Annotated in this window: 20 protein-coding genes and 1 tRNA gene; 13 read left to right on the forward strand and 8 right to left on the reverse strand. The window is 58.4% G+C overall.

Features of this window, described 5'->3' with window-relative positions; translation table 11 throughout:
• Positions 1-16 precede the first annotated feature (16 nt).
• From QFX32_04340 to QFX32_04360, 5 genes are all read left to right on the forward strand, one after another.
• Positions 17-1,279, forward strand: a complete 1,263-nt coding sequence (locus QFX32_04340; GenBank protein MDI9633269.1) for a DUF1015 family protein — start codon at positions 17-19, stop codon at positions 1,277-1,279.
• Between the two features lie 68 nt (positions 1,280-1,347).
• On the forward strand, positions 1,348-2,220 hold the full coding sequence (gene hisG, locus QFX32_04345; GenBank protein MDI9633270.1) for an ATP phosphoribosyltransferase: 873 nt from the start codon (positions 1,348-1,350) through the stop codon (positions 2,218-2,220).
• A gap of 164 nt (positions 2,221-2,384) precedes the next feature.
• Positions 2,385-3,005: a hypothetical protein gene (locus QFX32_04350; protein ID MDI9633271.1), complete on the forward strand. Its 621-nt coding sequence runs from the start codon at positions 2,385-2,387 to the stop codon at positions 3,003-3,005.
• Positions 3,006-3,241: 236 nt separating this feature from the next.
• Positions 3,242-4,432 carry a site-specific DNA-methyltransferase gene (locus QFX32_04355; GenBank protein ID MDI9633272.1) on the forward strand — a complete coding sequence of 397 codons (1,191 nt, stop codon included), beginning with the start codon at positions 3,242-3,244 and terminating at the stop codon, positions 4,430-4,432.
• Between the two features lie 527 nt (positions 4,433-4,959).
• Positions 4,960-5,472: a hypothetical protein gene (locus QFX32_04360; GenBank protein MDI9633273.1), complete on the forward strand. Its 513-nt coding sequence runs from the start codon at positions 4,960-4,962 to the stop codon at positions 5,470-5,472.
• 7 nt (positions 5,473-5,479) lie between these two features.
• On the opposite strand, the gene QFX32_04365 is transcribed toward QFX32_04360, so the two are convergent.
• Positions 5,480-8,986, reverse strand: coding sequence for a VWA domain-containing protein (locus QFX32_04365; GenBank protein MDI9633274.1), 3,507 nt, complete (start codon positions 8,984-8,986; stop codon positions 5,480-5,482).
• Between the two features lie 355 nt (positions 8,987-9,341).
• On the opposite strand from QFX32_04365, the gene QFX32_04370 reads away from it, so the two are divergent.
• From QFX32_04370 to QFX32_04390, 5 genes are all read left to right on the forward strand, one after another.
• Positions 9,342-10,466, forward strand: coding sequence for a hypothetical protein (locus QFX32_04370; protein ID MDI9633275.1), 1,125 nt, complete (start codon positions 9,342-9,344; stop codon positions 10,464-10,466).
• Positions 10,460-10,990, forward strand: a complete 531-nt coding sequence (locus tag QFX32_04375) for a hypothetical protein (protein MDI9633276.1) — start codon at positions 10,460-10,462, stop codon at positions 10,988-10,990. The genes QFX32_04370 and QFX32_04375 overlap by 7 nt, the downstream gene beginning before the upstream one ends.
• 324 nt (positions 10,991-11,314) lie before the next feature.
• Positions 11,315-11,800 carry a hypothetical protein gene (locus tag QFX32_04380; GenBank protein ID MDI9633277.1) on the forward strand — a complete coding sequence of 162 codons (486 nt, stop codon included), beginning with the start codon at positions 11,315-11,317 and terminating at the stop codon, positions 11,798-11,800.
• Positions 11,801-11,809: 9 nt separating this feature from the next.
• Complete coding sequence (locus tag QFX32_04385) at positions 11,810-12,607, forward strand: hypothetical protein (protein ID MDI9633278.1); 798 nt, start codon at positions 11,810-11,812, stop codon at positions 12,605-12,607.
• 60 nt (positions 12,608-12,667) lie between these two features.
• Complete coding sequence (locus QFX32_04390; protein ID MDI9633279.1) at positions 12,668-13,813, forward strand: hypothetical protein; 1,146 nt, start codon at positions 12,668-12,670, stop codon at positions 13,811-13,813.
• 407 nt (positions 13,814-14,220) lie between these two features.
• Here QFX32_04390 and eif1A read toward each other — a convergent pair whose 3' ends face one another.
• Positions 14,221-14,550 (reverse strand): translation initiation factor eIF-1A, encoded by a 330-nt coding sequence (gene eif1A, locus QFX32_04395; protein MDI9633280.1) that lies wholly within the window; start codon positions 14,548-14,550, stop codon positions 14,221-14,223.
• Positions 14,551-14,867: 317 nt separating this feature from the next.
• On the opposite strand from eif1A, the gene QFX32_04400 reads away from it, so the two are divergent.
• The 3 genes from QFX32_04400 to QFX32_04410 all read left to right on the forward strand — a co-directional run bounded on the left by QFX32_04400 (position 14,868) and on the right by QFX32_04410 (position 16,820).
• The gene (locus tag QFX32_04400; GenBank protein MDI9633281.1) at positions 14,868-15,290 is read left to right on the forward strand and encodes a HEAT repeat domain-containing protein; all 423 of its coding nucleotides are present in this window, start codon (positions 14,868-14,870) and stop codon (positions 15,288-15,290) included.
• Between the two features lie 274 nt (positions 15,291-15,564).
• Positions 15,565-16,245, forward strand: a complete 681-nt coding sequence (locus tag QFX32_04405; GenBank protein ID MDI9633282.1) for a phosphoribosyltransferase family protein — start codon at positions 15,565-15,567, stop codon at positions 16,243-16,245.
• 152 nt (positions 16,246-16,397) lie between these two features.
• A complete protein-coding gene (locus QFX32_04410) occupies positions 16,398-16,820 on the forward strand; it encodes a flavodoxin family protein (protein MDI9633283.1) in 423 nt (140 codons plus the stop codon).
• Positions 16,821-16,857: 37 nt separating this feature from the next.
• On the opposite strand, the gene QFX32_04415 is transcribed toward QFX32_04410, so the two are convergent.
• The 6 genes from QFX32_04415 to QFX32_04440 all read right to left on the reverse strand — a co-directional run bounded on the left by QFX32_04415 (position 16,858) and on the right by QFX32_04440 (position 26,665).
• The gene (locus tag QFX32_04415) at positions 16,858-19,128 is read right to left on the reverse strand and encodes a hydrophobe/amphiphile efflux-3 (HAE3) family transporter (GenBank protein MDI9633284.1); all 2,271 of its coding nucleotides are present in this window, start codon (positions 19,126-19,128) and stop codon (positions 16,858-16,860) included.
• A gap of 272 nt (positions 19,129-19,400) precedes the next feature.
• Positions 19,401-19,760, reverse strand: a complete 360-nt coding sequence (locus tag QFX32_04420) for a Rieske 2Fe-2S domain-containing protein (protein ID MDI9633285.1) — start codon at positions 19,758-19,760, stop codon at positions 19,401-19,403.
• 164 nt (positions 19,761-19,924) lie between these two features.
• Positions 19,925-21,217, reverse strand: coding sequence for a type III ribulose-bisphosphate carboxylase (gene rbcL / locus QFX32_04425; protein ID MDI9633286.1), 1,293 nt, complete (start codon positions 21,215-21,217; stop codon positions 19,925-19,927).
• 67 nt (positions 21,218-21,284) lie between these two features.
• On the reverse strand, positions 21,285-22,535 hold the full coding sequence (hisD, locus tag QFX32_04430) for a histidinol dehydrogenase (protein MDI9633287.1): 1,251 nt from the start codon (positions 22,533-22,535) through the stop codon (positions 21,285-21,287).
• Positions 22,536-22,651: 116 nt separating this feature from the next.
• Positions 22,652-22,734, reverse strand: a tRNA-Leu gene (locus tag QFX32_04435).
• A gap of 67 nt (positions 22,735-22,801) precedes the next feature.
• Positions 22,802-26,665 carry a DNA-directed DNA polymerase II large subunit gene (locus QFX32_04440; GenBank protein MDI9633288.1) on the reverse strand — a complete coding sequence of 1,288 codons (3,864 nt, stop codon included), beginning with the start codon at positions 26,663-26,665 and terminating at the stop codon, positions 22,802-22,804.
• Between the last annotated feature and the right edge of the window lie 3 nt (positions 26,666-26,668).

Here is a 26,668-nt window from a genome sequence, read left to right on the forward strand (position 1 = left end):
GGGAGACGCCGGAGAGATGGTCGAGATCTTTCGTTTCGCGGCGGTGCGCCCCGGGAGGGTTCACGCTCCACGCGTCGCCGCGGTCCCCTACGACGTGGTGACGAGGGAGGAGGCGGCAGAAATCATCAGGGAGAACCCCTCCAGCTTCCTCCGGGTGAGCAGGGCGGACGCCGAGCTCGCGGACGTTCCCCCCTACGACGGGAAGGTGTACGAGCGTGCCCGTGAGAACTTCCGGAGGCTCATCGCGGAGGGCATCTTCTCCCGCGACGATACTCCCGGCATGTACCTCTACAGGGTGACGGGGAACGGCAACGACTTCCTCGGGCTCTGCTGCACCGTCTCGACGCGGGACTACGAGGAGAATACCATCCGGCGGCACGAGCTCACGCGTGTGGAGAAGGAGGAGGACCGGACGAGGCACATCGACACGGTGAACGCCCACACGGGCCCCGTCGTCCTCCTCTACGTGGACGGCGCGGGCATATCCCGGCGTCTCCGCGACCTCTGGGAGAGGACCGGCAGGGTGGACACTGAGGTCCCCGCTCCCGACGGGACGGTCCACAGAATCGTGCGCGTGACGGACGGGGGGGAACTTGCCGCGCTCGAGGAGGCCTTCAGGGCAGTCCCGCGGCTCTACATCGCCGACGGCCACCACAGGGCGAAGTCTGCCGTTAACGTGGCAGAAAAGAGGAGGGCAGAGGGGAGGCTCACCCCCGAGGCGACGCGTTTTCTCGGGGTCCTCTTCCCCCACGATGGCGTGAAGATCCACGGGTACAGCAGGCTCGTCACTGACCTCGGCGGGATGGATGATAAGGAGTTCCTCGGGAGGCTCGGGGAGAGGTTCGCGGTCAGGCCGTGCGAGGTGGTGGATCCCCGGGCATTCCACGTCGTGCCACGAGCCGGGGACCCGGAGCGGTTCCACGTCTTCCACGTCTTCCTCGGCGGGAAGTGGTACGAGTGTTCCCGGCCCCGCGGGCAGGGAACCGACGCGATCGGGTCGCTCGATGTCACCGTCCTCCAGCAGGAGGTCCTCGGGCCGATCCTCGGGATCTCGGATCCCCGCACGGACCCGCGGCTCCAGTACCTCGGCGGGGCGCGCCCGCTGCGTGACCTCATGGAGATGGTGACGGGCGGCAGGTTCGCCCTCGCCATCGCGATGCAGCCCGTGCGCGTGGAGACCGTCATCGCGATCGCGGACGCGGGCGGGATTATGCCCCCGAAGTCGACGTGGTTTGAACCAAAGCTCCTCTCAGGGCTCCTCGTCCACGCGATCGACTAAAACCAAAAGGAGCGCGCGCCATCGCGCCGGGGGTGCCTTTTTTTCCCCGCGCGCCGAGATGATGTACCATGATCACTCTCGCACTCCCGAAGGGGAGCCTCGAGGAACAGACGCTCCTCCTCTTCCGCGAGGCGGACCTTGAGGTGAAGCGGACGGAGCGTGACTACAACCCGGTGATCGAGGACAGCCGGATAAGCAAGGTGAAGATCCTCCGGCCGCAGGAGATCCCGAGGTTCGTGGAGAAGGGGGCATTCGACCTCGGGATCACGGGACTCGACTGGGTGAAGGAGACCGGCGCCCGCGTCCGGGAGGTCGCGCGGCTCCCGTACAGCAAGACGGGCGAGGGGACGGTCAGGATCGTCGTTGCCGTCCACAGGGACGAGCCGATAGAGGACGTGAGAGGTATCCGGCCCGGGAGCCGGGTCACGACCGAGTACCCCGAGATCACGAGGGAATTCTTCGGGAGGCTCGGGATCCCCGTCGAGATATTCCCCAGCTACGGCGCGTCCGAGGCGAAGGTGCCCGACCTCGCGGACGTCGTCGTCGACCTCACCGAGACGGGATCGACCCTCCGGAGGAACGGCCTCAAGATCGTGGGGCAGATCATGGAGTCCTCCACCGTGGTGATCGCGAACCGCGAGAGCTTCGAGGACACGGGGAAGCGGCGGGCGATCGAGGAGATCGTGACGCTCCTCCTCGGCGTGATCGAGGCCCGCACGCACGTCCTCCTCTCGATGAACGTGCCGGCCGGGGCGATGGAGAGGGTCATCTCCGCCCTCCCCGCCCTGAAACGCCCCACGGTGAGCCGCTTGCACGGAATCGACTACTACAGTGTCCAGACGGTCGCAAAGAAGCGGGACGTCAACGTCCTCATCCCGTGCCTGAAGGCAGCCGGCGCGGAGGACATCCTCGAGATCCCCATCAGGAAGATCGTGAGGTAATCCCTCCATTTTTTGAATGCGCATCTTTCCGCGGGATTTCGCAGAATATCCCTATTCGCCGCGAGAAAGTCCCGATTTGAAAAAGGGTAAGTTTAATCGGCCTTGGGGCATCCCTGCCGCGCAAAGTTTAAGTAGGGAAAGGGGCAAACCCCCGGTGAGGACGGATGGAGGGAGAGGAGACCGCCCGCAGCCACGATCCGTGTTCCTTCCCTCCCCTCAGGATCCCCCGGGTACCCGCGTGCGACGCCCCTCTTTCCCCTGCCCCCGGCTGCAGGCTCCCCGTCATGGTGGACGGGAGCGGTGACGGCCACAGCATCGCGCTCTTCCCCGGCGACGAGGTCTACCTCAGCTACGAGAGGGGGGCCTCGAACAACGACGCGGAGTTCAACGCGGTCATCCTCGCGCTCGAGAACATGCCGGACCGATCCCGCGCCCGGATCCACACCGACAGCCAGGTCGTCGTCTGGCACCTCTCGGCCGCGGTGCCCCGCCGGCCCGCGACCTACGCGCGGAAAAAGGAGAGGATTCAGGACCTAATCGCTTCAAAAGACCTCGACGTCGAGTTCTGCTGGATTCCCCGGAGGGAGAACCGTGCCGACAGGCTGCTGCGGAACTACATCGCGAGCCTCTGCGGGGCGGGTGGGTCAGAGCCGCTCTACCACCGCGTCCGGCGGCTCGAGCGGGAGAACGCGATCCTCCGGGCACGCCTCCTGAAAGCGATGAAGATGCTGCGGGCGCGGCCCGCGGCGGATCCCGTGGATGAGCATTCCCACACTCTACCGTGATGCGGGTTGAGGAATGCGCAGCGACCGCGGGCGCACGCGCTGCCGGCGCTGTGGATCGTGGGGGTATAATTTCCCCCGCGTGCTAATTCTCACGCGATGGTTGCACGGGGGGACCGGCCGGTTCGCAGGCAGGCGTGCGGGGGACCGCCGCGTCCAGGGCGAGGCGGGGATATCCCGGGACGCGGACGGGCACCTCCACGGAGATACTTCCCCCTGACACCCGCGGGGGTGACGGGATGAGGCGCACGCGCCGTTCTCCCGCGGAATCCGTGGCGGGGGGAGATGAGTTCCTCAGGGTCACAGTCCCCCTCGCGGCCCCCCTCACGGAACGGGAGAGAGAGGTCATCTCGAGGATGGGGGAGGCCGGGAGGAACGGGGCGTTCTCCTTCGAGGTCGAGGACACTGCCCTCCACTTCTGCGTCCGGTCGCTCGGTCCCCGCGACCTCGAGGCGATGCGCCGCCTCATTCCCGCGGAGGGCGCGGACCGGGTGAAGAAGGTGCTCGGCGAGATCGCCCGGAAGATCGATGCGATCGGGAGCTACGGTGTCAGGGGCGGCCGGCGGATCTTCGCAGGCTACGACAGGGAGCGGAAGGTGAGGGGGAGGAAGGAGAAGGAGAGGGCGAGGGGCCCGTGGTTCTACGCCCTCGACCACGGTTTCTCCCAGGAGAACAACGAGCTGCCGGCGGAGTTTCGGAACAGGATCGTGGCCGGCGACAGCGGGGAAGTCCTCAGGAGGCTCCCCCCGCAGTGCGTCGACATCGTGGTCACCTCGCCGCCCTACAACTTCGGCCTCGGGTACGACACGACCGAGGACGGGACCGACTGGGAGAAGTACTTCGCGAAACTCTTCACGGTCTTCGACGAGTGCATCCGCGTCCTCAAGTACGGCGGGAGGATCGTCGTCAACGTCCAGCCGCTCTTCTCCGACTACATCCCGAGCCACCACATCATCTCCCGGTACTTCATGGACCGCCGCCTCATCTGGAAGGGCGAGATACTCTGGGAGAAGAACAACTACAACTGCAAGTACACCGCGTGGGGGAGCTGGAAGAGCCCGAGCAACCCCTACCTCAAGTACACGTGGGAGTTCCTCGAGGTCTTTGCCAAGGGCGACCTCAAAAAGGAGGGATCCCCTGACAGGGCCGACATCACCGCGGACGAGTTCAAGAAGTGGGTGGTTGCCCGCTGGTCGATAGCCCCGGAGCGGAGGATGGGGGAGTTCGGCCACCCGGCCATGTTCCCGGAGGAACTCGTCGTCCGGGCCCTCAAGCTCTTCAGCTACGAGGGCGACGTCGTCCTCGACCCCTTCGCGGGGACAGGGACGACCTGCGTCGTCGCGAAGAAGCTGAACCGCGTGTACCTCGGGATCGATATCTCGGAGAGGTACTGCGCGGTCGCGGAGAGGAGACTAAGGGAGATGCTGTGAGTGCCGGGTGCGGGCGGGGACTATCATTCCGGGATTGGAGGCGCGATCTGCGGGCGGAACGGGGACCCGGAGAGGCCTCATCGGTTCATTTTTACGGTAAGGTCTTATGGCTCATTCAATAGTATGCTGAAAAACATCACGGCTTTTAAGATGCCAATCCATGGTATTATGTAATTTTTGCGGGATGCTGTATACCAGAGAGGCCCCCTGTGAAACCTGGGATTCATCAATAAGCGACCTTTTTTTTAATGCGGGGGGGGCAATGGAGGATATTCAGTCTTGACCGTTTACTCGTTTCCGGACTTATTCTTTGCGCATGCGCTATATTTCCCTATCTCGGAAAATAATTTGAATATAACATATATTAAAGGGAGAGGAGAATCATATTCAAATTAGGATAGTTTTGGATTAGAATATATCGAGGAAAACATATTTAAAAAAACAAGTAATTCAAACATCCATTTCATATGACTCTGTCAAGGTATTGTATACTAATATTGATGGGACTTATTTTATCGATGATTTTTATGTCAGGGTGTCTTGAAAGAAGACCATCAGAGGAAGGTTTGAAACCACAATATATTCCTGAGACATTAGATACTTTTTATCCCATTGATTTGAATAATGCAATTTATCTCATGAATGGTCTAATTTTTGAAAATTTTAGTGAGAATAATATTTCACTGCCGATTTACTATATACGGGGAAGAGATTTCAGCGATGGAAAAGCAGCACAATGGATTATTGGGACGAAAATTAAAAATGAAAATTATTTTGTTCTTATTGAATCGAATAGACAAATATTAATCCCATATCAAGGAAAATTCCCTGAAAGGCCTATAACCATTGATAAAATTATTTCCCCTGATTCTTTAATACAAAAAAATATTCATATTATACAAAACAAACTTGGAAAAGATAGAAAATATTTCCCTATTACAATTGAATTAATTGATGATACTTATTGCATAATGCCATCTTCGATAAAAGATCAAAATTACATATTTTATTTTAATGCGTATACAGGAGATGTTATTTGAAAATTTTTTATTTTAATTTTATATACACTTTCCCAGGTGGAGGCATTGTTTGAGTGGGTGTAGGTAAAATATTAATCACGGGTCCGGGGGCATCAATTGCATTTCCAACAACCCTGAATTTTAATTTCGCATCCGGCGGAAATTGATTCCTATTCACTGAATATGATCCTTTTTTATTTAAAGGATTCTTGAGGAATTCACTATCGTATTCACTGGATTTTACAAGTATCCATGTTTTCCCATCATCGATTGAGAGATAGCAGTCTTCCCTCACTTTTTTAACCCCAGTGTATTTTCTATCCCATTTCCACATGACGATATTCGATGGTGTTTCTGATACCTCTGGATTTGAAAATTCAAGTGTACTGGAATTGACTCCTTCAGAGGTCATATTTGGAACCCCAGTTATGTATGTTTTGGGAAGTCTCAACTGCGAAGGCCCAAAAGTACCGTTGAAATACACGTATGAATTGTTTCCAAAAATGTTGATTGTTCCATCGCTGAGAACCTTTAATTTGTATGTTGCCTCCCATGTCTGACCAAGTTTCACAGTTCCTACATTGAAGGTTAACCTGTGGCTTTGGTTAAATTCTTCAGATTGATCGATTTCATAGGGATAGGGCGGTTCGTGGAATGGTCGAGTCCTATTTTGATCGTAGAAATCAATTGTTGTGGTGGGAATATACTGGAAAACCTTGTAGCTTTCATTGACTGTGACGATATCGTAATTTACCTCAATCTGGTCATATCCCATATTAATGAATGTGTCAACACCTGCTTCTTCCTGGAGCTGTCCTGCAATTGTTTTATAAATTTCTTCTATATTCGCAGAGGTTCCCTCAAAATATTGTCCCCCAGTACTTTCAGCCAAGACCCGAAGAGTATTATTCCCTCCCGATGTCAATTCATTTGCATACCCAATTGAATATATCTTTATATTATTACTCTTTGCGTAATTCGACATGTTCTGATTACTGTTAATCCCACTGCCAAGCCCTGAAAATTTACAATACCCCGTCGATAAGTCACCGTAACTTGTAGGGTTGCAACTATCAGAACCAGTCCCCCGAGCCAAGGGATCTCCATAATAATTGTAATCCCCATCGCTCAGGAGGATTATTGCCTTGATTGCATTGGTTCGCCCGTTTGTTATCAGCTCGTTGATTGCCTTGTAAAGACCGTACCTCATCGGAGTTCCCCCCGTCGGAACCATATTATTGATTGCAGTGATAATTAACGAGGGGCTATCTGTCAAACTGCTTTCAATAACTGCATAATCGCCGTAATTTCGGTTATCTGCAGGATAATATGTGTTTATATAAATTTGGTGGTTTGAATTCATATCATAATTTTCAGTATAAGGCCAGTAATTCTGAGTATTATATTGTGTAGGGGTATCCCAATAACCATCCCGGTATACCCACCTGAAACTGGAACTGCTTATCGACGTTGAGGTGGATGAGACACCGTATACATTTGTCCAATCATAGAACCAGCCTTTCAGATTCCTGTTGGCAAATCCAGATCCATTCTTATAACAATAATATGTCCCGTCAAGGTATCGGTAGACAGGAGCCAACTTTGCCCATCCGTTTGTCCCGAATGAAACCAAGCCGATATGATCCCGTGTCGGCCCCACGTGCATCACATTCACGAATTCCCGCGAGGCAGACATTACGGGAATCATTCTGTCGGGTTCATCCTTTAGCATGCTACCGGAACGATCAGTGCAGAGAACAACGTCAATCGGTTTGGGACGTAAAGCCCACCCATCACCCTTTAAATTCAACTTGACAGTAATGGTACCACTCACATTCACTGTCTGGGGAAACACATCAGTGCTAATCGATAAATAGGGATAGTTCTTCCATGTGAGGAGCACCGTTTTATTAGAATATTTTCCCCTCGAGACATTTTCCCAATGTGCAGTGACAATACAACTGCCCGAAGCCGTATCATCGTAGAAGGGGTCTGTCCAATTTCGGGTAAATTCACCTGGATTGAAATATACAATGGCAAACCCATCACTATTTGTCTGAGCTGACGTGGAGACTAATTCCGGGTCTCTCGTGACAACAGGGTAGAACGGTGTCGCTTCATATTGTATTGTGCCGAGACTGAATGTAACCGTCTCTCCCTCGACAGGATTCCCATTTTCATCAATAACCTTTGCCATCAGCATTGCCGGCTCCCATCCCTCGACATCCCGGCTAGCCATGGTATCTGGAACGGCAGTGAATTGTAAGTCCTCGGCCTCTTGACTCACAAACCAGATCTCTTTAGAAACCGTTGGAGGTGGGTCGCTTGCGATTGCCTTTGCAGTGATGTTGAATTTTCCAATGGATGTTTTTGGTCCGTATGTGAGCATGACCTGTCCGATAGAATTAGAATAAAGTATCCTATTTTCAATTTCTTCGTTCGTTGCAACGTCAGTTACTATTACCTGGACGGGAGAATTCATCACACCATTGCCAAATTCATCGACCACCAAATAAGTGATTGCAAAAGAACTTTTTCCATCGGCGTATACCTTGGGCGGTTTTCCCTGAACACCTTCAGGTTCAATTGTCTGGGAAATGGCTACTGGTGACCTGTTGGCAATTATATTGATGAAATAATAATTATCAGGGATTGTTCCCATCTCCGGATCCACCCTGATTACATTGATACTGGGAGAAAAACTCGCCCTTAATATTGCTATTGCATCACCCTTTTCATTGACCGGAACATTCGCGACAGTCGAATTTGAATTCAGAAATATCGCATCACCTAGGGCAGAGGACACCATAAAAATGACTTTTTCTGCAATTCTCCGATTATCAATCGGATTTCCCCACCGGTCACTATATGCCATTGTGATATTAACTATCGATCCTACTGGTGCTTCACTGGGAACGTCATATTTCGCCAATGCATACGGAATATCGTGGTCAATCTTCTGAATGAACTGTTTTTCGAGAATTGTCTCGATACCTTCATATTCATACCTGATGAATGCCTTCAAAGTTGCATTTCCACTCTTGTATTTCACAGTGAATTTAGATTCTGCCATACCTTCGTCGTTTGTCGTAGCAATTGTAGGTTGGAAAGCCCCCATTTCATTCTCTAAAATCTGGAAGCTAACCCCAATATGTGGAATAGGATATGTTTGGTTAAATGTGAATACACGAGCATATGTAAAATCAGTCCCATTTGCGACAAGCCAATCGTTCATGGTAGTAAAAGTAATATTATCCGGAATAGGATTCTGAATCCAGATTTTTTCCTCGCAAGTGAAGTCTTGGTATTTCACAGTATTATTTTCTATATATTGGACTCTCACTGAAAATTGCACGTGTCCATCCTTTTTGCCTGACCTGAATGTTGTTTCGGCAGTTCCAGAAATATTGGTATTTGTTATTGGCGGGATAAATTGGCCCATATCAGGATTATCAAGGATAAACTCAACAGGAATGTCACCGATTCTATTGTTTCCGGAATCATAGACAGTTACTATCACAATGGTCGTGTCCATTCCGTTCGCGATAAGCCCCTGGTGACCTATAATACATTGGATATGGTCCGGTCGGGGGGTGTCACCAATTACAGGGACGCAGAATATCAAACCAATCAGGATAATCGAAAGCCAATTACGATTATTTACCATGATGGCACACACCCGTATTTATTCGTGTAGTATCTGCTCATATATGATACAAGAATATATATGTATGCCAATGGAACCCCACCGTAATTATGAGTCCCTCATTCTCTGGAAACCAATTGACACATTTCATTCAACAATAAATTTTTCTATTGGGAAAACAGGTATTTTGTTAAAATGTTCGTCAGTAATCTAAAATTAGTAATAAATATAGGACTAACCGGATATGACACTCGGTGATTCTGGACAATTGTCGCTTGATTTTTTAGTTGGTATTTCGATTTTTGCTATCGCACTCATTCTCGCATCGACACTAATATCTGGTCTTCTCATTGGATTGCAAGCAAAGCAGATTGATTTAGACGCTGTCGCGTATCGGACGTCCGTCATCCTCGTTGAAGATCCGGGGGAACCTAGTACATTTGCTTCTAGTTTAAGGATTCAGGAAGAAAACCAATGGGAATTTATCGGGCATGACCAACGAGATAAGGTCAAACGGTTTGGTCTCTCGAATTATAAAAGTACCCCACGGATTCTCTCTGAACAGAAAATATTAAGTTTTTTTAACAAGGCACCATATCCGAGGGCAAATTTTCAAGATCTCTCCGAGTATCGCGATCGTTTAATTGGGGGGAATTATCCCTACCATTTTAATATTTCTTTGAAAATTGAAAATAATAATCCCCTCTATTGTGGAGAACCATTCTGGCAAAATAGTAAATATGGGTATATAAAGAGAATATTCCTCGTCAAGAAACAGAGTGTTGTCGGGGCTACTGTTGATATGCAAAATTTTGTTGGCTCCCCTCCTGCCACAACGTATCAGTTCATAGTATCCCTCCCTTACAACAGGTTATATGATATGCGCAGGAGTCCGCAATATTGGATTGAACCAACAAAAGAAGATATCACAATAAATTTGGTTAAGTGTGAATTTATCCGAAATCCCGACCTTCCACCCGATGAGAACATCAGAATTGAAAATATCTATATGACTTTTGAAGGAATTTATATTAATGGGACACGATTATCAAATTATCCATTACCCTATCGAGATTTTTATGCATCGATTGACGGAAATACTCCTGTGAAATTTAATTATTCTCATGGAGTACCCGATGGTCCTTTGAATGTGATGGATAGCATAAAGATAACATTTCCCGCTGGATATTTCATTCCCCCTTCTGCATTCGCAGATCTAACCCTCATTCAAATGAATGTCATTTTTACATTCACACCAGATAGTGTCAATATAGATTCCCTCAACAATATTTATTCATTTGAGCCCAACAGTCCGGGTTTTTCCCAACCTTCTCTTCAATACGGAGTACTTGAGGTCCGCATATGGTAAATGAATCCGGTCAGCTTTATACGATTGAGGGGATTGCTGCATCCGTGTTAGTTTTGACAACATTGTATATGGTTCTCAATACGACGACTATTCTCACCCCGGGAGAGACCCACATTTCAGACATGCAGCTTGAACAGCTCGGGAATGATATTCTCGCGGTAATGGACGTAAACCCGGAATGGACAGATAGTGGGGATGGTTTCCCGGAAAGCCCACTCCAACAATACATTCAGAATAATGACGACGAAGGTTTTAAAAATCATTTTAATAATCTTGCAAGAATGGCTATAGATGGTGTAAATGAGCGTGAAATTTATTTTGCCGCATATTTAACATATCGGACAAATGAAGGCATTAAAACTGAACCATTTTTTGAATATTGGCAATTCACCCGTGAACATGCAGTGAAAGTCACCCGATGGGTAAATGTCGATAATAGAAATGGTCAAATGAATTCGAATTACCCAGGTATCAGGGCAGAGAGACAGACTGTCCTGCTGGAGGTTCTCTTATGGCGGGGTTGAACGAGGAAGGTCAGTGGATTGTACTTATGGGTTTTGTAATTAGTATAGGGATTTTTTTCCTCGCCCTCCTGATAAACCAGTCTATTCTCGTCGGCCAAACTACTGCAGAAGCTGTCCTCGAATTCCCCAAAGCCGATATCCAGGATTTAAGGAGCGAAATTTGGCTGATATATATACGAAACTTCAATCAACAGGAACGGGATTCCATTATTAAAGATATCAAAACCATTTCCCTATTGAAGAAAAACTCTGTTGTAGACATCGATCCCACCACATGGAAAATTCATTTTAATAATGGCATCACGACTTATACGGAGGAGATTTGTGACGCACAAGGTTCCTGCAACTTTTATTATTAAAATAAATGATAATGAATCTGGCGTTTCACAAATGCTAGAATATATTTTGATAACCAGTATTCTAATCATTTTTTTCACTATAACCATCCTCACGGTTACAAATACTTTTATTCAGGACCCCGCCGATTACCTGACTTATCATGCGTATACTGATATAGGTAATGGCGTCAGTACACGTATCGTTGATTTATTCGCGATTATACCCTATAATTCAAATGCTCATATCGTATCAAAATTTGATATCCCTGATGATGTGGCAGGAAAGGATTATATCGTAGAAATAGTGCAAGGTCCACCAGGAAGTCCCGATGACCGACAAATTGCAATCTATGGCAGTGGGTCTATTAAATCTATTATTTCCCTTTCAGGGATCGGAAAAACAGTATTTGGAACGGCCGAAGGAAAAACAACTGCGAGTGGTTTGAATTATATTGAATATCAATATCCGTGATGGGATCAAATGACTTTAAACAAGAACAATCCAAAAAAAAATTCCGCCGTCTCCGAGACCGTCGGCTACGTCATCATCTTCGGCATCATGATGAGTGGCATCGCCCTCGTCACCCTCTTCGGTTACCCCGCCCTCCTCTCCCAGCAGCAGGAGGCAAACATCCGGAACATGGAGCGGAACATGATCGTGCTCCAGAGCGACGTCAACGCGCTCGTCTACAAGAGCGTTCCCTACAGGGAGACGACGATGCAGGTGAGCGGCGGGGTGCTGTCCGTGGAGAAGCCTTCGGATGAAAAATCGCTATCGATAAGGGTCGATGGTGCTGATGTCCTCGAGTTGTCATCTTCAGCGAATCGATTCCTGTTCGGAGGCCTGGTCTTCGCATCGGATTCCGGGCTGCCGCTTGTCACCCTTCAGAATGGGGCTGTCGTAAAAAGAGATATCAGTGGCTCGGTGATGCTCTCGGAACCGCGCTGGTTTTTTGATGAAGCCACCGCGACTCTTGTAATTACTTTAATTCAAATAGATTCGGATAAACCTCTGGCAAAAAGTGGCATTAGCACGATAATGATGGAAATATATCCTTTTGATATCACTGCCGGCTCAAATATCATCAATAATGACTATAGCGCGAGTCCCAAGGAAGTTTACATAAATTATAGGGATGTCCAATCTGATTATAAAAATGCATGGGAAAACTACTTCCAAAACTCCATGAAAATGGAGAAAACCGTATCTGATTGGAAAAAGGACAATGTGAAGAGGCTCGTCGTCAAGGCCTGGAAAGTCAAAATTTTGGACATTTAATATTTCATTCACCCCCCCCAAAACCACAACCTCCATCACCCTTCCCGCCTAAATTCTCCCATGGTACTCGAAGAGACCCTGCTCTTTGACACGGCGGGGGGTGCCGACGCGTTCATAAAGTACCTCCGGAAGAGGGGGTGCAAGGCGCACAGGAAGACGGTGACAATTTTTTTCGAGGACGAGGACCTCGAGGGGACCATTGACAACGTGATCGCATTCCTCGATGGCCTGCTCGAAAAGGAGAGGATGTCCTGCCTGGGGGGAGAGCGGAACGCAGGATCCGGGACGATGCATGCAGGGGAGGAAGGTGCGGGAGCGCAAGGAGAGGGCGGGGAAGACCGCGGGCAGGAGAGCGAGGACGAGTGTGGAGGGGAGATCTGGACGGCTGACAGGGCCGGCAGGTTCTCGGGGACTGTCCACACCCTCCAGAGGCTGAAGTGGGCGAGGGAGAAACTTGGGGATCTCATCGATTCCCGCGACGAGGGAGATATCCTCTTTTCGGAAGAGTACCTCCGGGCCCAGCAGGAAGTCCATGTCCAGAACCTTTTCCGCGCGGGATTCCCCGTCCTCGAGAAAGCCCTCTCGGAGAGGGGGATCCAGCTCCCATCCCGGGAGGAGGACGAAGATATCCCGCCGGAGAGGGTGATAGAGGCCAAAACATTCCTCTTCGTGCACGATATCCTGCAGGAGAACGGGCTCGTGGAGAAGGATTCCGACGGGACCTTCAGGCTCACGCGGAAAGTCCCCGCCGGGGAGTGCCGGGTGAGGATAAGTGCGGACGATCTCCTCGAGTTTGACGACGGGGACCTCTCCTCCGCGGGGGTCTCGTCCATTATCCGGGTCACGGCCGGAGCCCAGCATGCGGCGGTGATGGAAGGATCTGTCATCGTGGAGTTCTCGGCCGAAGACATCGAGGACGGGCTGGAGGGACTCGAGGTCGACGTCGAGAGCCTCGAGGAGTTCCTCTCGCGCTTCGAGATGAAGCGGCTCGCGGTCATGGCGGTCATCGATGCCGTGCACGGTGCGGGGAGGATCCCGCTCGGGAAGCTGGAGGAAATTCTCAAGCGGTACGAGATCGAGACAGGAGATGTCCTAAGGAGGGTGGTGGTCACGCTCGAGCCGGACTTTCTCTCCACTCTCGTCGCCGAATTGCGCAAGCTCGGGTACCTCGCCGGGTCGCAGGAGAATATCCGGCTCGCAAAATAGTATGCGTGAAGGCGGGCGTGTCCACCGGTGCCGCGGAACACCGTGGACGGCCATAGGGAGCACTTTCTCCTCGTCCCCAGCCTCCGAACGCCCGCCCGGTCTTTCGCGATCGTTCTCCTCCTGCCTGCATCGATCACCGGACGCATGGGCGCGAGGAGCGCGCCGTGTGGGCCGTGTGGAAAAACCACGCGCGGATTCTTCGGGATCCTTCGCCCGCGAACGGGGAAGGGGGAGCAGATCACCGTGGGAAAACCCCGGCCCCCTTCAAGGCAGCACCATCGGCGCGAAGGAGAGATGGTGGGGGGATCTCTCCTCCCCTCTTTCCAGAGACATTTGGTGACGGCTGAAGGAGGAACCGGAAATCTCGGGAATGGAAGGCACGAGGTGACCGGGGCAAATGCGGTTTCCTACAGGTACCCGTTCCGCCGCAGCCACTCGACCTGGGGGCCCGTGTAGCGGTAGATGATATCGCACTTGTCGTCCTGGAAACTCCACGGGACGACGATCAGGATGTCCCCCTCGCGGATCCATATCTTCTTCTTGATCTTGCCCTTGATGCGCCCGAGCCTCGTCACGCCGTCGTAGCACCTGACGCGGATGTGGTTTGCGCCCATCATCAGCTCGGCCTGCGCGAACATCTCCCTGTTCCTCTTCTGGGGGAGCCTGACGCGGATTATCTCGCCGGCCTCGTTCTTCTCCTCGTCGGGCCCCTCCTCTTCTCCCCTCCTCGGGTTCAGCCAATCAACTCCTCGGTGGTTCCGGACAGGAGATCCTCTCCTGCAGTGAAAAGTACATTTCAAGGTCAGGAGATATAGAATTTTCCCGATTGCCTCCCGGGAGGCTTTTTTCACGCGGGGAGTCAGTGGGCGTTCCCGCTCTCCCGTACCACCGCGGACCGGCCGGGCAATTTGTTTTGGTTATAGCGAACAATTCTCGCGGGACACGGGGATCCCCCGCGCAGGGTCCCGGGGACGAGTGATCGCCCCGCGTCTGATGGTGGAGAAAGAAACTTCCATCCCATATTATATATATTTATCAGAGAGAGTGTACATGCATGACAAGGAGCGGCGGCGCACGGGACGTTGCAGAGATCATCCATGGCCTCCACAGCCCCGACTGGAACGGGAGGCAGTCCGCGGTGAAGAGGATTGCCGGGATCAAGGACCCGGCGATCCTCGCTGAGCTCGTCCGTGAACTGCGGAAGGAGAAGTGGTACATCCGCGAGGCGGCCGCGGCGGGGATAAGGGCACTCGACTGCCCCTCGCTCCTCCCGCAACTCATCTCGTGCCTCGAAGAGGGGGACGAGATCATCCGCAGCGCCGCGGCCCACGCCCTCGGGAACTTCTGCATCCCCGAGTCCGCGTGCGCCCTCGAGAGGGTCCTTGCCGACCCTGACTGCAGGGTCAGGAAGTGCGCCCGGAACTCCCTCGACCGGATCCGATCCGCACGGGGGGAGGAATCGCAGGTCGCTCCCTGACAAGGAGAGGGGAGACGGGCAGGAGCCGTTCCGGAAAACCATACCCCGGGTCTGCCAGCGGCGTGTACACCCCCCGCAGGGGAACCTGCCCATTCCTCTGGGCAGGCCTCCGGTGGAATACCCTTTCGCCCGCGGAGTGGCCCACGTGGGTCACTCCGTCGCCTCTAGCAAACACCCGCATCCCCCGTGACCACCGGGTGAACCCTCACATGGTGGCCCTTCCTTCCGGGATCCCTCCATATTTATCTCCCTTGGCGACCACAGCGGGAACAAAATGGGAGATCTCATCGAAGACCCCCTCCTGCGGGACAGGACGTTCGTCTTCTCCGGCCGGCACGACGCGGGGGAGAGGCTCGGGAAACTCCTCGCGTCACTCCCCGCCATCCGGGACCCCGTTGTCCTCGCCGTGCCCGCCGGGGGAGTGCCGGTGGGCAGGATGATCGCGGGCGCACTCTCCGCGCCCCTCGCGCTCGCCGTCGCGAGGAAGGTCCGCATCCCCGGGACGACCGAGTCGGGGTTCGGGGCCGTGACGTGGGACGGGAGCGTCCTCATCAACGAGCGGCTCCGCGAGGCCCTCGGTCTCTCCGAGAGGGAGGTCGAGAGGGCCGTGCGGGAGACGCGGAAGAACGTCCGCCGGAGGATGGAGACCTTCGCGAGGTGGCGGGAGTTTCCTCCCCTCGGCGGGAAGACCGCGATCCTCACCGACGACGGGCTCGCCTCGGGATTCACGATGCTCGCCGCTGCCCGGAGCCTGAGGAGACTAGGGCCCGCGAGGGTCGTCGTCGCGGTGCCCACGGCGTCGCTCGCTGCCGCCGAGCTCCTCCGACGCGAGGTCGACCTCGTGGTCTGCTTAAACGTCAGGACCGGCAGGATCTTCGCGGTCGCAGACGCCTACCGCGAGTGGCACGACCTCACGGATGACGAGGTCATCGCGGAACTCGCGGCCGTGTCCTGACGGGCGGCAACGCCGGCGGGTGTGGAGGTACCCGGCCGGACTCAAGGCAGGCGGCCCTCCCGGCATCTCCTGCCGTGGACGCGGGGAGGGCAAGGGCACGCGGCCCGGCAGCGGGATCACCTATATGAGGCAAGCGGAAAGATGTGGACACCATGCAAGGAATCGCGGTCTTCGTCGACTCGAGGGGAGGGAACACGCGGAAGGTGGCGGACGCCATCGCCGCGGAACTCGGGGTCTCCGCCGGGGAGTTCCCCGGGACTGTCCCAGAGGACGCCCGGGTCATCTTCCTCGGGAGCGGCGTGTACGGGGGCAAGCCCGGCGAAAACATGCAGAGGTTCGTTGCGTCCGGGCAGTTCGAGGGGAAGAAGGTCGCCCTGTTCGCGACGTCGGCGGCGGCGAAGGGTGCGGAGACGATGCTCTCGAACGTCGCGGGAGAACTCGCCCGGAAGGGCGCGACGGTGCTGGGGTCATTCCACTGCAGGGGGAAGTTCCTCCTCGTGAACCGGGGCCACCCGGACGGCGCGGACCTCGACCGCGCGAGGAGTTTTGCCCGCGAGATGATCTCGAGGGCGTGAACCGAGCGCCGTGCCGGGGGTACCGCGGGCCCCCCCTTCATGCCGGGGCCGGAGCCTCGCCGCGCTGCCCCTCTGCCCCGCGACCCCCCGCCCCGTACATCAGGGCGATGATGGCGGGCATGATCAGGATCGCGCCGATGAGCGAGAACCCGACCGTGATCACGGTCGTGATCCCGAAGTTCGAGACGATGTTGAACTCCGAGAGGATGAGGGCCGAGAACCCAAAGACCGTGGTGAGGCCGGAGACCGTGATCGCCGTCCCTATCCTCTGCACGCTCGTCCGTATCGCGGAATAGAGGTCGAGTCCCCGCCCCATCTCCTCCTCGACCCTCTCCATGATGAGGATCGTGTACTCGGATGCGACCCCTATGGTCATCGACCCGAGGACCGCCGTGAGGGGCGTGTAGTCGAGGCCCAGCCAGTACATGATCGCGCCGTTCCAGCCCACTATCGCGACGATCGGGAGGAGGGGGGAGACCGCGCGCAGACGCCTGTACGCGGCGAGGAGGAAGGCGAGGATGAACGCGAACCCTAGCAGCGTCATCGTGGTCTTCGAGTTCTTGATGTCGTCGATGAGCGCCGAGAACATCTCGATCGTGCCCGTGACCCTCGCGCTCGCGCCTGCCGGGGGCGTGTACCACAGGAGGTCATTCCTGATGAGCGCGATCTGGGACCGGGCCTGCGAGATCTCGAGGTCGACCGTCGAGAACTCCATCACCGCCTCGATGTTGCCGCTCAAGTACCTCTTCCGCGCCTCCTCCGGGATCCGCGCGAGCACCTGCCTTATCTCCTCCTCTGTCGAGGGGAGGATGCCGTTGTTGTACCGCGCGAGGAGGGTTGCGATGCTCGTGACACCCGTGATCTTGTCGTTGCGCGTCCGCTCGTACTCGCCGAAGTCGTAGATCCACCGCACCGTTTCCGGGTCAAGGACGTTGCTCGACGAGACCATGACCGGGATCGTCGTCGTGGAGCCCATCGTCCTCGTCACCTTGTTCATGTACTGGAGGGCGGGCATCTCGGAGGGGACGAACGTCTTCTCGTCCGCGCTGATGGGGACCTCGTTGTCGAGGCTAAACCCCACGATCGCGAAGAGGAAGACGAATATCAGGACCGGGACGGGGTTCCTCGCGATGCGGCAGGCGACGTTCCCGAGGAACGCGTCGTACCTCTCGATGAGGGAATGCTGCGGGCGGTCCCTTTCGGCCGCGTCATCATCTTCCCTCTTCGCCTTCGGCCGGTACCCGACCAGCATCGCGAAGACCGGGACGAGGACGAGCGCGGCGAGGTAGCAGGAGACCACCCCTATCGTGCACGTGATCCCGAAGTCACCCACCATGGGGATGGGCCCAAAGACCATCGCGATGAATCCCATCGAGGTCGCGAGCATCGCGATCAGGACGGCGGGGCCCGTCTTCGTCACGGTCGTCCTGACGGCCTCGGGGAGCGGGACCTTCCTCGACTCCTCGTCGAGGCGCGAGTGGATCTGGATCGCGTAGTCGATCCCGATCCCGATGAGGACCGGGAATGCCCCGATCACCACCATGCTGATGGGGATGCCGGCAAGCCCCATCACCCCGAAGGTCAGGACCAGTCCCACGCCCACGATCCCGACCGGGAGGAGGGTGTAGCGGACGTGGTGAAAGAGCGTCATCACCGCGACGACCATCAGGACCATCGCCGCGAGGATGAGGACCCTCATCGAGGATCCCATCTCCTGCATCATCTCCTGGGAGAACGCGGGGCTCCCGGAGAGGGTCACCTTCACGCCGGGCGGCGGGTGAGAGAGTGCGACGATGTTCCGGATGGTGCCGAGGACCTCCTGCTGGCGGTCGCTCGTGAGGGCAGGCTGGAGGGTGACCACGCTTATCGTCATCATCCGGGAGGGCATGTAGCGCGCGACGACCTCGGGGGGGGCCTGCGCAATGATCCTGTTCACCTCGGCCACGGAACGCGGGAGCTCGCCCCCGTTGCCCTGGGAAAGGAGGTCGACGACGCCCGAGACCCCCGCGACGTACATCTCGTCCGCGATGTCGTCCTGGAGCCTCTTTATGTAGTGGAGGGTCTCGAGGTCGGTGATGTCGTCGGACTCGAAGATGACCATGATCGCGTCCGACTGGTACGTGTTCGTGTAGTGGGTGAGTGCGGCCCCGCGGGGTGTCGCCTTCTCGATGTAGGTCTCCTTCCCGGTCTTCATCGTGACCATGGTGAGCCCTGCCATCGCGACGAGGATGAGGCCGACCGCAACCGCCCCGACGACCCGGGGGTGCGCGACGATCCGGTCGGCGAGCCACTCGTAGACGCTGGCCATCGGGGATCACCCGCCGGGATGGCCGCGGCGCACGATAGTTGTCATGTTCACTACAACATAGCTGGGAGGGGGTGAATGATAATGCTATTGACGGGGACCGGCTGCCCGCCCCGCGGCGGAAATGGCCGAAAAAAATTTTTCCCGGGAAACGGAGACCGCAGCGAGGGAAAACTGGGGCACTCCAGGGAGACCGCGGATGGCCGCGGGATCCCGCCCGCACGCGGGGACCGGGAGACGCGATCCCGGGAAAAACGGCGTTCCCGGTGGGGGGTTCAGGACGAGGGGACGAGCACGAGGACCCTCTCCCCCTCGACCCTGACGGGGTACGTCGCGAGCGGGCGCGGGGGGATTTGCCGCGAGGCATACCGAAGGATGGTCCCGGAGAGGTCCGTCCATCGGACGACGTGCCCGTCCCTTATGTCGAACTGCGAGTGGTGCATCGGGCACGTGAGGATGTACCCGTGGAGCGTGCCCATGGAGAGGTCGGCCTGGAGGTGGGGGCAGAGGGCATCCGTCGCGTAGACGCGGCTCCCCCGTCGGACGAGGAGGATTTCCTTCCCTCCCGCCTGCACCTTCCTGAGCTCTCCCTCCCCGAGATCCTCCAGCCGGCAGACCTCGACGAATTCTGCCACCCCGCGTCCCCCGTTGTATTTCCTCTCCCGGATGGGTCTCGCGCGAAACGAAAAAATGGTTGTGACCGCGAGCCCGGCGGGGGAGGTCCCGGGAGACTTTCATGCGGCCGGGGACCGCAAGTGATCCCCTCCCACGGGGAAAACCGGGATCCCCTGCACGCCGCTCACTTCGGCCTGTAGTACCCCCACTTCTCGAGCGCCCGGGAGAGCTCGGGCGAGGTCTTCGCCTTCTCCTCGAGAGTGACGCCGTCCTTCCAGGCCTCGATCGCCTGCATCGTCGCGACCGCCCCGGCCCGTGTCCCGTCCGGGTGGCCGTGGATGCCCCCGCTCACGAGCAGCACGAGGTCGGTCCCGTAGATGTCGAGGACGTCGGGCACGAGCCCGGGGTGGAGGCCGCCCGAGGAGACCGGGAACGCGCTCTTGATCCGCCCCCAGTCCTGCTCGAGAAGGAATCCGGGCACGGCTTCCACGTGCTTCTCCCGCAGCACGCCGGCGAGAAGGGCGGCCTCCTTCTTCGTGCCGGCGAGCTTCCCGACGGCCGTCCCCGTGTGGATTTGCGAGACCCCGATCAGCCGCATCAGCTTCGCGAGGAACTGCATGCTGATCCCGTGCTTCCTGTTCCGCGTGAATGCCGCGTGCATGGCGCGGTGCGCGTGGATGGCGAGGCCGAGGTCGGAGCAGTAGTCCCGCATCGTCGCGACCGCCGCGGTCCCCGCGACGACGACGTCGATCATCGCGTACGTCCAGCCTGTGTCGGCGAGGAGGTCTGCGCGCCTCTTCATGGTCTCCGTGTCGGCCGTGATGTTGAGGAGCGCGGACTTCGTCTCGCCGGTCTCCTGCTCGGCGCGGTCCCGCATCCTCGTCATCTCCAGCACGCGTTCCTCGAACCTATTGAAGGCGGGCGACGTGAGGTTCTCGTCGTCCTTCGTGAAGTCAAATCCCCCCGTCCACGTCTCGTAGGCGACCTCCGCGTGCTCCCGCGCGGAGAAACCTATCTTCGGCTTCGGGACGGCCCCCGTGAGGGGCCGCCCGTGCACGCCGAGCATCTTCCGGATGCCCTCCATCCCGAAGTGGGGTCCGCGGAAGTGCCGGATGTAGCCCGCGGGGAGGGCCACGTCGACGAGCCTCAAGTTCCTTATTGCCTTCATCCCGAAGATATTCCCCGCGATCCCGCTCAGCAGCTGCACCGCGTTGCCCTCCTCCCAGAGCGCGAGGGGGTAGGAGATGTACGCGTAATTCCCCTCGATGCGGAAGACCGTGGCCTTGAGGTCCTCCATCCGCGGGGGGACCGTGTGGAGGGTCGTCCACGTGCCCGTGGAACTCTCGGAAGCGATCCTCCCCGCGGCCTCCTCCCTGCTGATCCCCGCGGCGGGCTCGAACGAGAAGAGTGCGACGAGCTCGTCCCTCCCCGGCTCGTAGCCCGTGTCCACGAATTCCATGTACCAGTCGATGGCCATATCTCTCCCGGCCTAGAAGTGTGAGGGGGAATGATTTAAAGGTGGTTGCGGGAGGGGGTGGACCCGGTCACCGTCGCCTGCGCCTGACGCGGACCGACTCGGCGTGCGCGGAGAGCCCCTCCGCGTCCGCGATCGCCTCGATGACGTCCCCGATCGCCTCGAGGCCCTCCCTGTCGATGATCTGGACCGTGGACGTCTTGCAGAAGTGGGCGACGTTCAGCCCCGAGTACATCCTCGCGTACCCCGCGGTGGGGAGGACGTGGTTCGTGCCGGAGGCGTAGTCTCCGGCGGCGACCGGCGCGTAGGGTCCGACGAAGATGGAGCCCGCGTGGTGCACGGCGGAGAGGACCGCGAGCGGGTCGGCGACCTGTATCGAGAGGTGCTCGGGGGCGACCCTGTCCATCATGCAGCACGCCTCGGAAAGGTCCGCGGCGACCGCGTACCCTGAGTGGGAGAGCGCGCTCTCGATGATCTCCCTCCGGGGAGAGCCAGCAGTAAACCGCTCGATCTCGCGCCCCACCTTCTCGGGGAGCGCGGGGTCGGTCGTTACGAGGACGCAGGCCGCGTCCGGGTCGTGCTCCGCCTGCGCGAGGATGTCGATCGCGATGAACTCGGGGTCCGCCGTGCCGTCCGCGATGATCCCGATCTCGCTGGGGCCCGCGGGGAAATCGATCTCGGCGTGCTCCCGGAGGAGCATCTTCGCGGCCGTCACGTACACGTTCCCGGGCCCGACGATCTTCTGGACAGGGCGGATGGTCTCGGTCCCGAGCGCCATCGCGGCGACTGCCTGCGCACCGCCTATCCGGTAGATCTCGTCCACGCCCGCGATGTCGAGGGCGACGAGCGTGAGGGGGAGGATGGGGGGCGGGCTGCAGGCGCACATCTCCCCCACCCCCGCGACCCTCGCGGGCACCGCGTTCATGAGGGCGGTCGAGGGGTACGCGGCCCTCCGGCCGGGGACGTACAGCCCGACCCGCTCGAGGGGGGTCGTCTTCACGCCGAGGATGATCCCCGGCTCGATCTCCTCGAGCCAGAGCGCCTTCTCCTTCTGGAGCTCGTGGAACCGCGCGATCCGTGCCTCCGCCTCTATCAGGCTCTCGATCAGCCGGTCTTCGACCTGCTCGTAGGCAGCGTCGACCTCCTCCGGCATGACCCTCACGGAGGTGCACTCGGGCTCGTGTTTCTGTGCCATCCGCAGGAGGGCTGCATCCCCGCCCTCGCGGACCTCCCTGATGATCCGCAGGGCCGATTCCTTCGCCTCGTCGAGGCTCGACCGCCGCTCGCTCACCCACTTGTCCACGTCGAGGGGTCCAAACATGTGGTCACTTGTTTCCCTTCCGGGAGATTAAAGGATGGTGTCAGGATGCCGTCCCGGTACCGTGCACCGGGCGCCGCGGCCGGGGAGACGGCGGGAGAAAAGGGATCCGGAGGGGATGCGAGTGGCAGGATTCGAACCTGCGAACTCCTGCGAGAACCGATCTTGAGTCGGTCACTTTTGGCCTCTCAGTCACACTCGCTCCTGTACATGTACAAGGGCAGGGGAACGGGATAAAACTTCACGAGTTCCCATTCCCCGCCGCTCCCTCACATGAAGTCGGCGAGGCCCTTCTGCTCGGACTTCTCGCGGCCGAACGTCGACTCTATCGCCATGTCGAGGACCGCGACCCTCTGGCGCGTGTAGTCCGAGACCCTGTACTTCTCGCATATCTCCCGCGAGACCTCGAGGTACTTCTTCACCGAACCCTCGTGCACCGTCGGGACGATGTTGCCGCCGCACCGGTTGCACTTCCCTGCAAGCGGCATCCGGCGGAAACTCGCGTTGCACTTCGTGCACCGGAACTTCTGCCGGGAGAACGCGGAGAGGTTCCCCATGAGGTCGCGGATGAAGTGGGTGGAGAGGACCCTCTCGGCCACGTCGTGCTCGTCCACCGCCCGTATCTTCTCGGCGAGCTCGAGCTCCCTGCGGAGCTTGTCGATCATCGACTTCTGCTCCGTGTACGTCGACTCGATGGGCCCCGCGGAGATGTCCGACGTGTCGTGCGTGAACGAGAAGCCCTCGAGCTGCGCCGGTGTCCCGAGCCTCCTGCCCACCCTGTCGACGAGATCCTCGACCTCGCGCGGGTGCGCGTAACGCGCGGCGGCGAGGTAGAACTCGAGCGGGTACCCGCTGCCCACGTCGAGGTTGTGGCTCTCCTTGTCTATCTCGGCGGGGTCGAGCCGGGTCGTGAGGACGAGGGGTGCATCCATCGTCCCGCCCCTCGTCTCGGGCAGGAACGTCCGCGAGAAGTTGATCAGCCCGTCGAGGAGGAGCATGATGCAGTCCTCGTCCCCGTCGCACTGCCCGGTGAAGATGCCGTTCGCGCAGACCGTGTGCTCGTCGGTCACCGTGAGGCAGTACACCCTCTCGTCCGGGCAGGGGACGATCTCCTTCCGGGCGACGTGGTCGGAGAGCACGTTCGTCCCCACCATCACGGGGACCGCGTCCCCCTCCTTCACCTCGACGGCCCTGACCTTCCTGAGGAAGCAGAGGTCCCACACGAGCATCGCATGGTCCGGCGTGACCGCGAGGGAGCGGCCCCCCCTCGTCTCGAACCTGACGAGCGCCGGGGGGGCACGGTGGACCGAGACCGACGTGACGCGGCGGAGGTGGGGCTTCCCCTCGATGTCCACGGTCCTCACGAGGAGGGTGGACCGGGGGTCCGAGTAGTACGTCCCGAGCCTGTCGATCCCGGGGCGCGAGAGGTCGAAGTTCTCGGCGACGATCTGGCGGATGGGCTTCTGGCTCCACTCCCTCCCGTCGAAGGTCTCGATGAGCGTGTCCCCGTAGAAGCAGTTCCGCCTCTTCGCCGCGTGGAAGAACGGGTGCGCGTACCCGACGTTTGCCCGCGTGAAACCCACGATGCGGGCGAGGACGCCCGCGCTCGTGTGGGGCGCAAGCCCGATGACGAGGTGGCCGAGGAGGTCGTCCCTCGTCTCCACCTTGTAGAACGGGGGGAGGTCGTAGCACTTCACGAGGAGGTCGTCCACGAACTGGGCGACGCGGACCATGTACTCGGCGCAGGAATCCGAGAGGAGGATGTCCTGGGGGCGGAGCTCGACGACCTGGTCCGGGGAGACGAGGGGCCTGCCCCCGGTGTCGGTCGCGTAGCCGAGTTCGCGCAACTTCTCGGGGGAGACCCCGATTTCCCTGGGCCTCACGTGGGTAAGGGGGAGGTCGATCATGTCGAACCTCACGGTGCCGTCCTTGAAGACGTAGATGTCCCTCGCGGCGCGGAGGATGCCCTTCTCGATCGGCTCGACCGATTTTTCGCGCGAGATGAGGCCGCGCACGCCCTTCACGAGCGCAATCCCGCTCTCGCGGAGGGAGAGCCTCTCCACCGCCTGCAGGTACTCCTGCTTCACGTTGAGCGTCGTGGTGGTCGCGCAGCTCGCGGGGACGTGGCAGGCCGGGCAGGTCCCGTTCCCGACCTCCCTCCGGCACCGCGGGCAGGAGTACACGGGTTCCGTGTGGGCGCCGCACGTGCACATGTTCCGGAAGGTCTCCGCGCCGCAGGACGGGCACCTGCGCCTCCCCGTCTCGACCGTGATGATCCCGCCGTCCATGTTCGGCTGCGGGGCGTGGTTCTGGGCCTCCTGGAAAGAGCGCCTGCTCCCTCCCGCCTCCCCGAGCGGGAAGAGGCCGTGGGGCGGGGGATTCATCTTGCGGGGCCGGGACTTGCCCGGCCGGCCCATGCGGCCCCCTATCCTCGTCCCCGCCCGCGACCTCATGGGGAACCCCGAGAGGTGGCTCGCGAGGGCGAGGGCATCGCACCCGGGGGGTGCCGTCTCCCACACGGGGCGCTTCGAGAGCCTGATGTCGAGGCCGAGGCACGCGATGAAGACGAGGTAGTCGCTGATGCAGATCTGCCCCTCCCTCACCCTGTGGGGGAGGAGGATCTCCTCGAGGAGGTACTTTATGCGCGGGTCGGGCGGGAGGACGAGGATGCCGTGCCGGATCTCCCCCTTCCCGGAGACGTAGTCGGAAAGTTCCCGCAGATCGGAGGGCGTGATGTCGTCCCAGAGGTACGTGAAGTCCGGGTGGAGGAACGCCCCCTCGAAGCAGAGGGCAATCGCCTCCTCCTCTGTCCGCGGGTACCCCTTCCCCCCCTCCTGCACCCACCACTCGTGGCAGTACGCGGGCGGGACGAGCGGGTGGTTGTTCTCGAGGAACTCGCCGTACCCGATGAGTATCTCGCCGACGTCGAGCACGAGCTCGACCTCGTCCTTCAGCTGGACCGCGAGCGCGGCGTCGTCGATCCGGAGGACGTCGCCGTTCCTGAGCCGGACAGTCGGTCCCTGTATCGTGTCCACCGGGACGATCCCGGCTGCCTTCCCGGGCCGCTCGATCTTCATCTGCGTCCCGACGGCAAGGTAGTCGCCGAGGATGTGCATGGTCGCGGGGGAGAGGCCCGCCGCCGCGAGCCCCGTGTTCCGGGAACGGCCGTACCGGAGCCGAAACCCGCCCTTCCGCATGGGGTAGGCGAAGACCGGCCTCCCCCCGATGAGGTCGCGGAGGTACTTGTCCCGCGGGGCGATCGCGCCCCCTTCCTCCGCCCCGCCCGGTTTCGTCGCGACACTGGTGAGGTCCTCGAGCCAGTCCCACCCGTCCATCGAGAGGGCGCGGACGTGACGGAGGATCTTGGGCGCCTTGAGCGCGAGTCCTTCCGCGATGACGAGCGCCATCCCGCCCCTGACCGCGTTCGTCTCCACGCGCTCGAGGTTCCGGTACCCGCTCACCTCCTCTTGCTCCGTCCCCTCGCCGTCGATGCAGACCGGGCAGTTCCTGACGATGAGGCGGATCTCGTCGTCCGAGGGGAGGTACTGGAGGTTCATGATCGCGTTGTACTGGCGGATCTCCTCGATGTACCGCTCCACCTCCTCGGGCCGCGGGATGTACCGGTTCATCCCGAGTTCCCGCCGGACGAAGTCGCCGACGAGGACCGAGAGTGCCTGTGCCGTTCCTCCCGCGCTCCGGATCGGGCCGGCGTAGTAGATCTTCAGGTACTCGGTGCCGTCGTCGTTCCTCCCTGTCCCCACCTTCGCGATCCCTTCCGTCGGCGCGGCGACGACGCCCTCTGTGAGGATCGCCATCGCGGTCCGGATGGCGCGGTCGAGCACCTCCTCGCGGCTCTTCTCCCCGAACCGCCGCTGGACGAAATCGAGCCCGATGCGGAGTGCGGCCTCCTCCCGCGAGACCTCCCCCTCGAGTTCCCTGATCCGGTCGGCGAGCCCCGGGATCCCGAGGAGGGCCTCCACCCGCTCCGCGAGGTCGTGCGCGACCGGGATCTCGACGTGCGTTCGCGGGTCGATGCCCTTCTCCCTCGCCCTCCTCGCGACCTCCATCGCCCGGGAAAGCCCGTCCTGGAGCCTCCCGATGTACTCCTCCATCGACGGCGAGCAGTGGAACATCAC

It is taken from the genome of Methanolinea sp. (assembly GCA_030055515.1).
GTDB lineage: Archaea > Halobacteriota > Methanomicrobia > Methanomicrobiales > Methanospirillaceae > Methanolinea_A.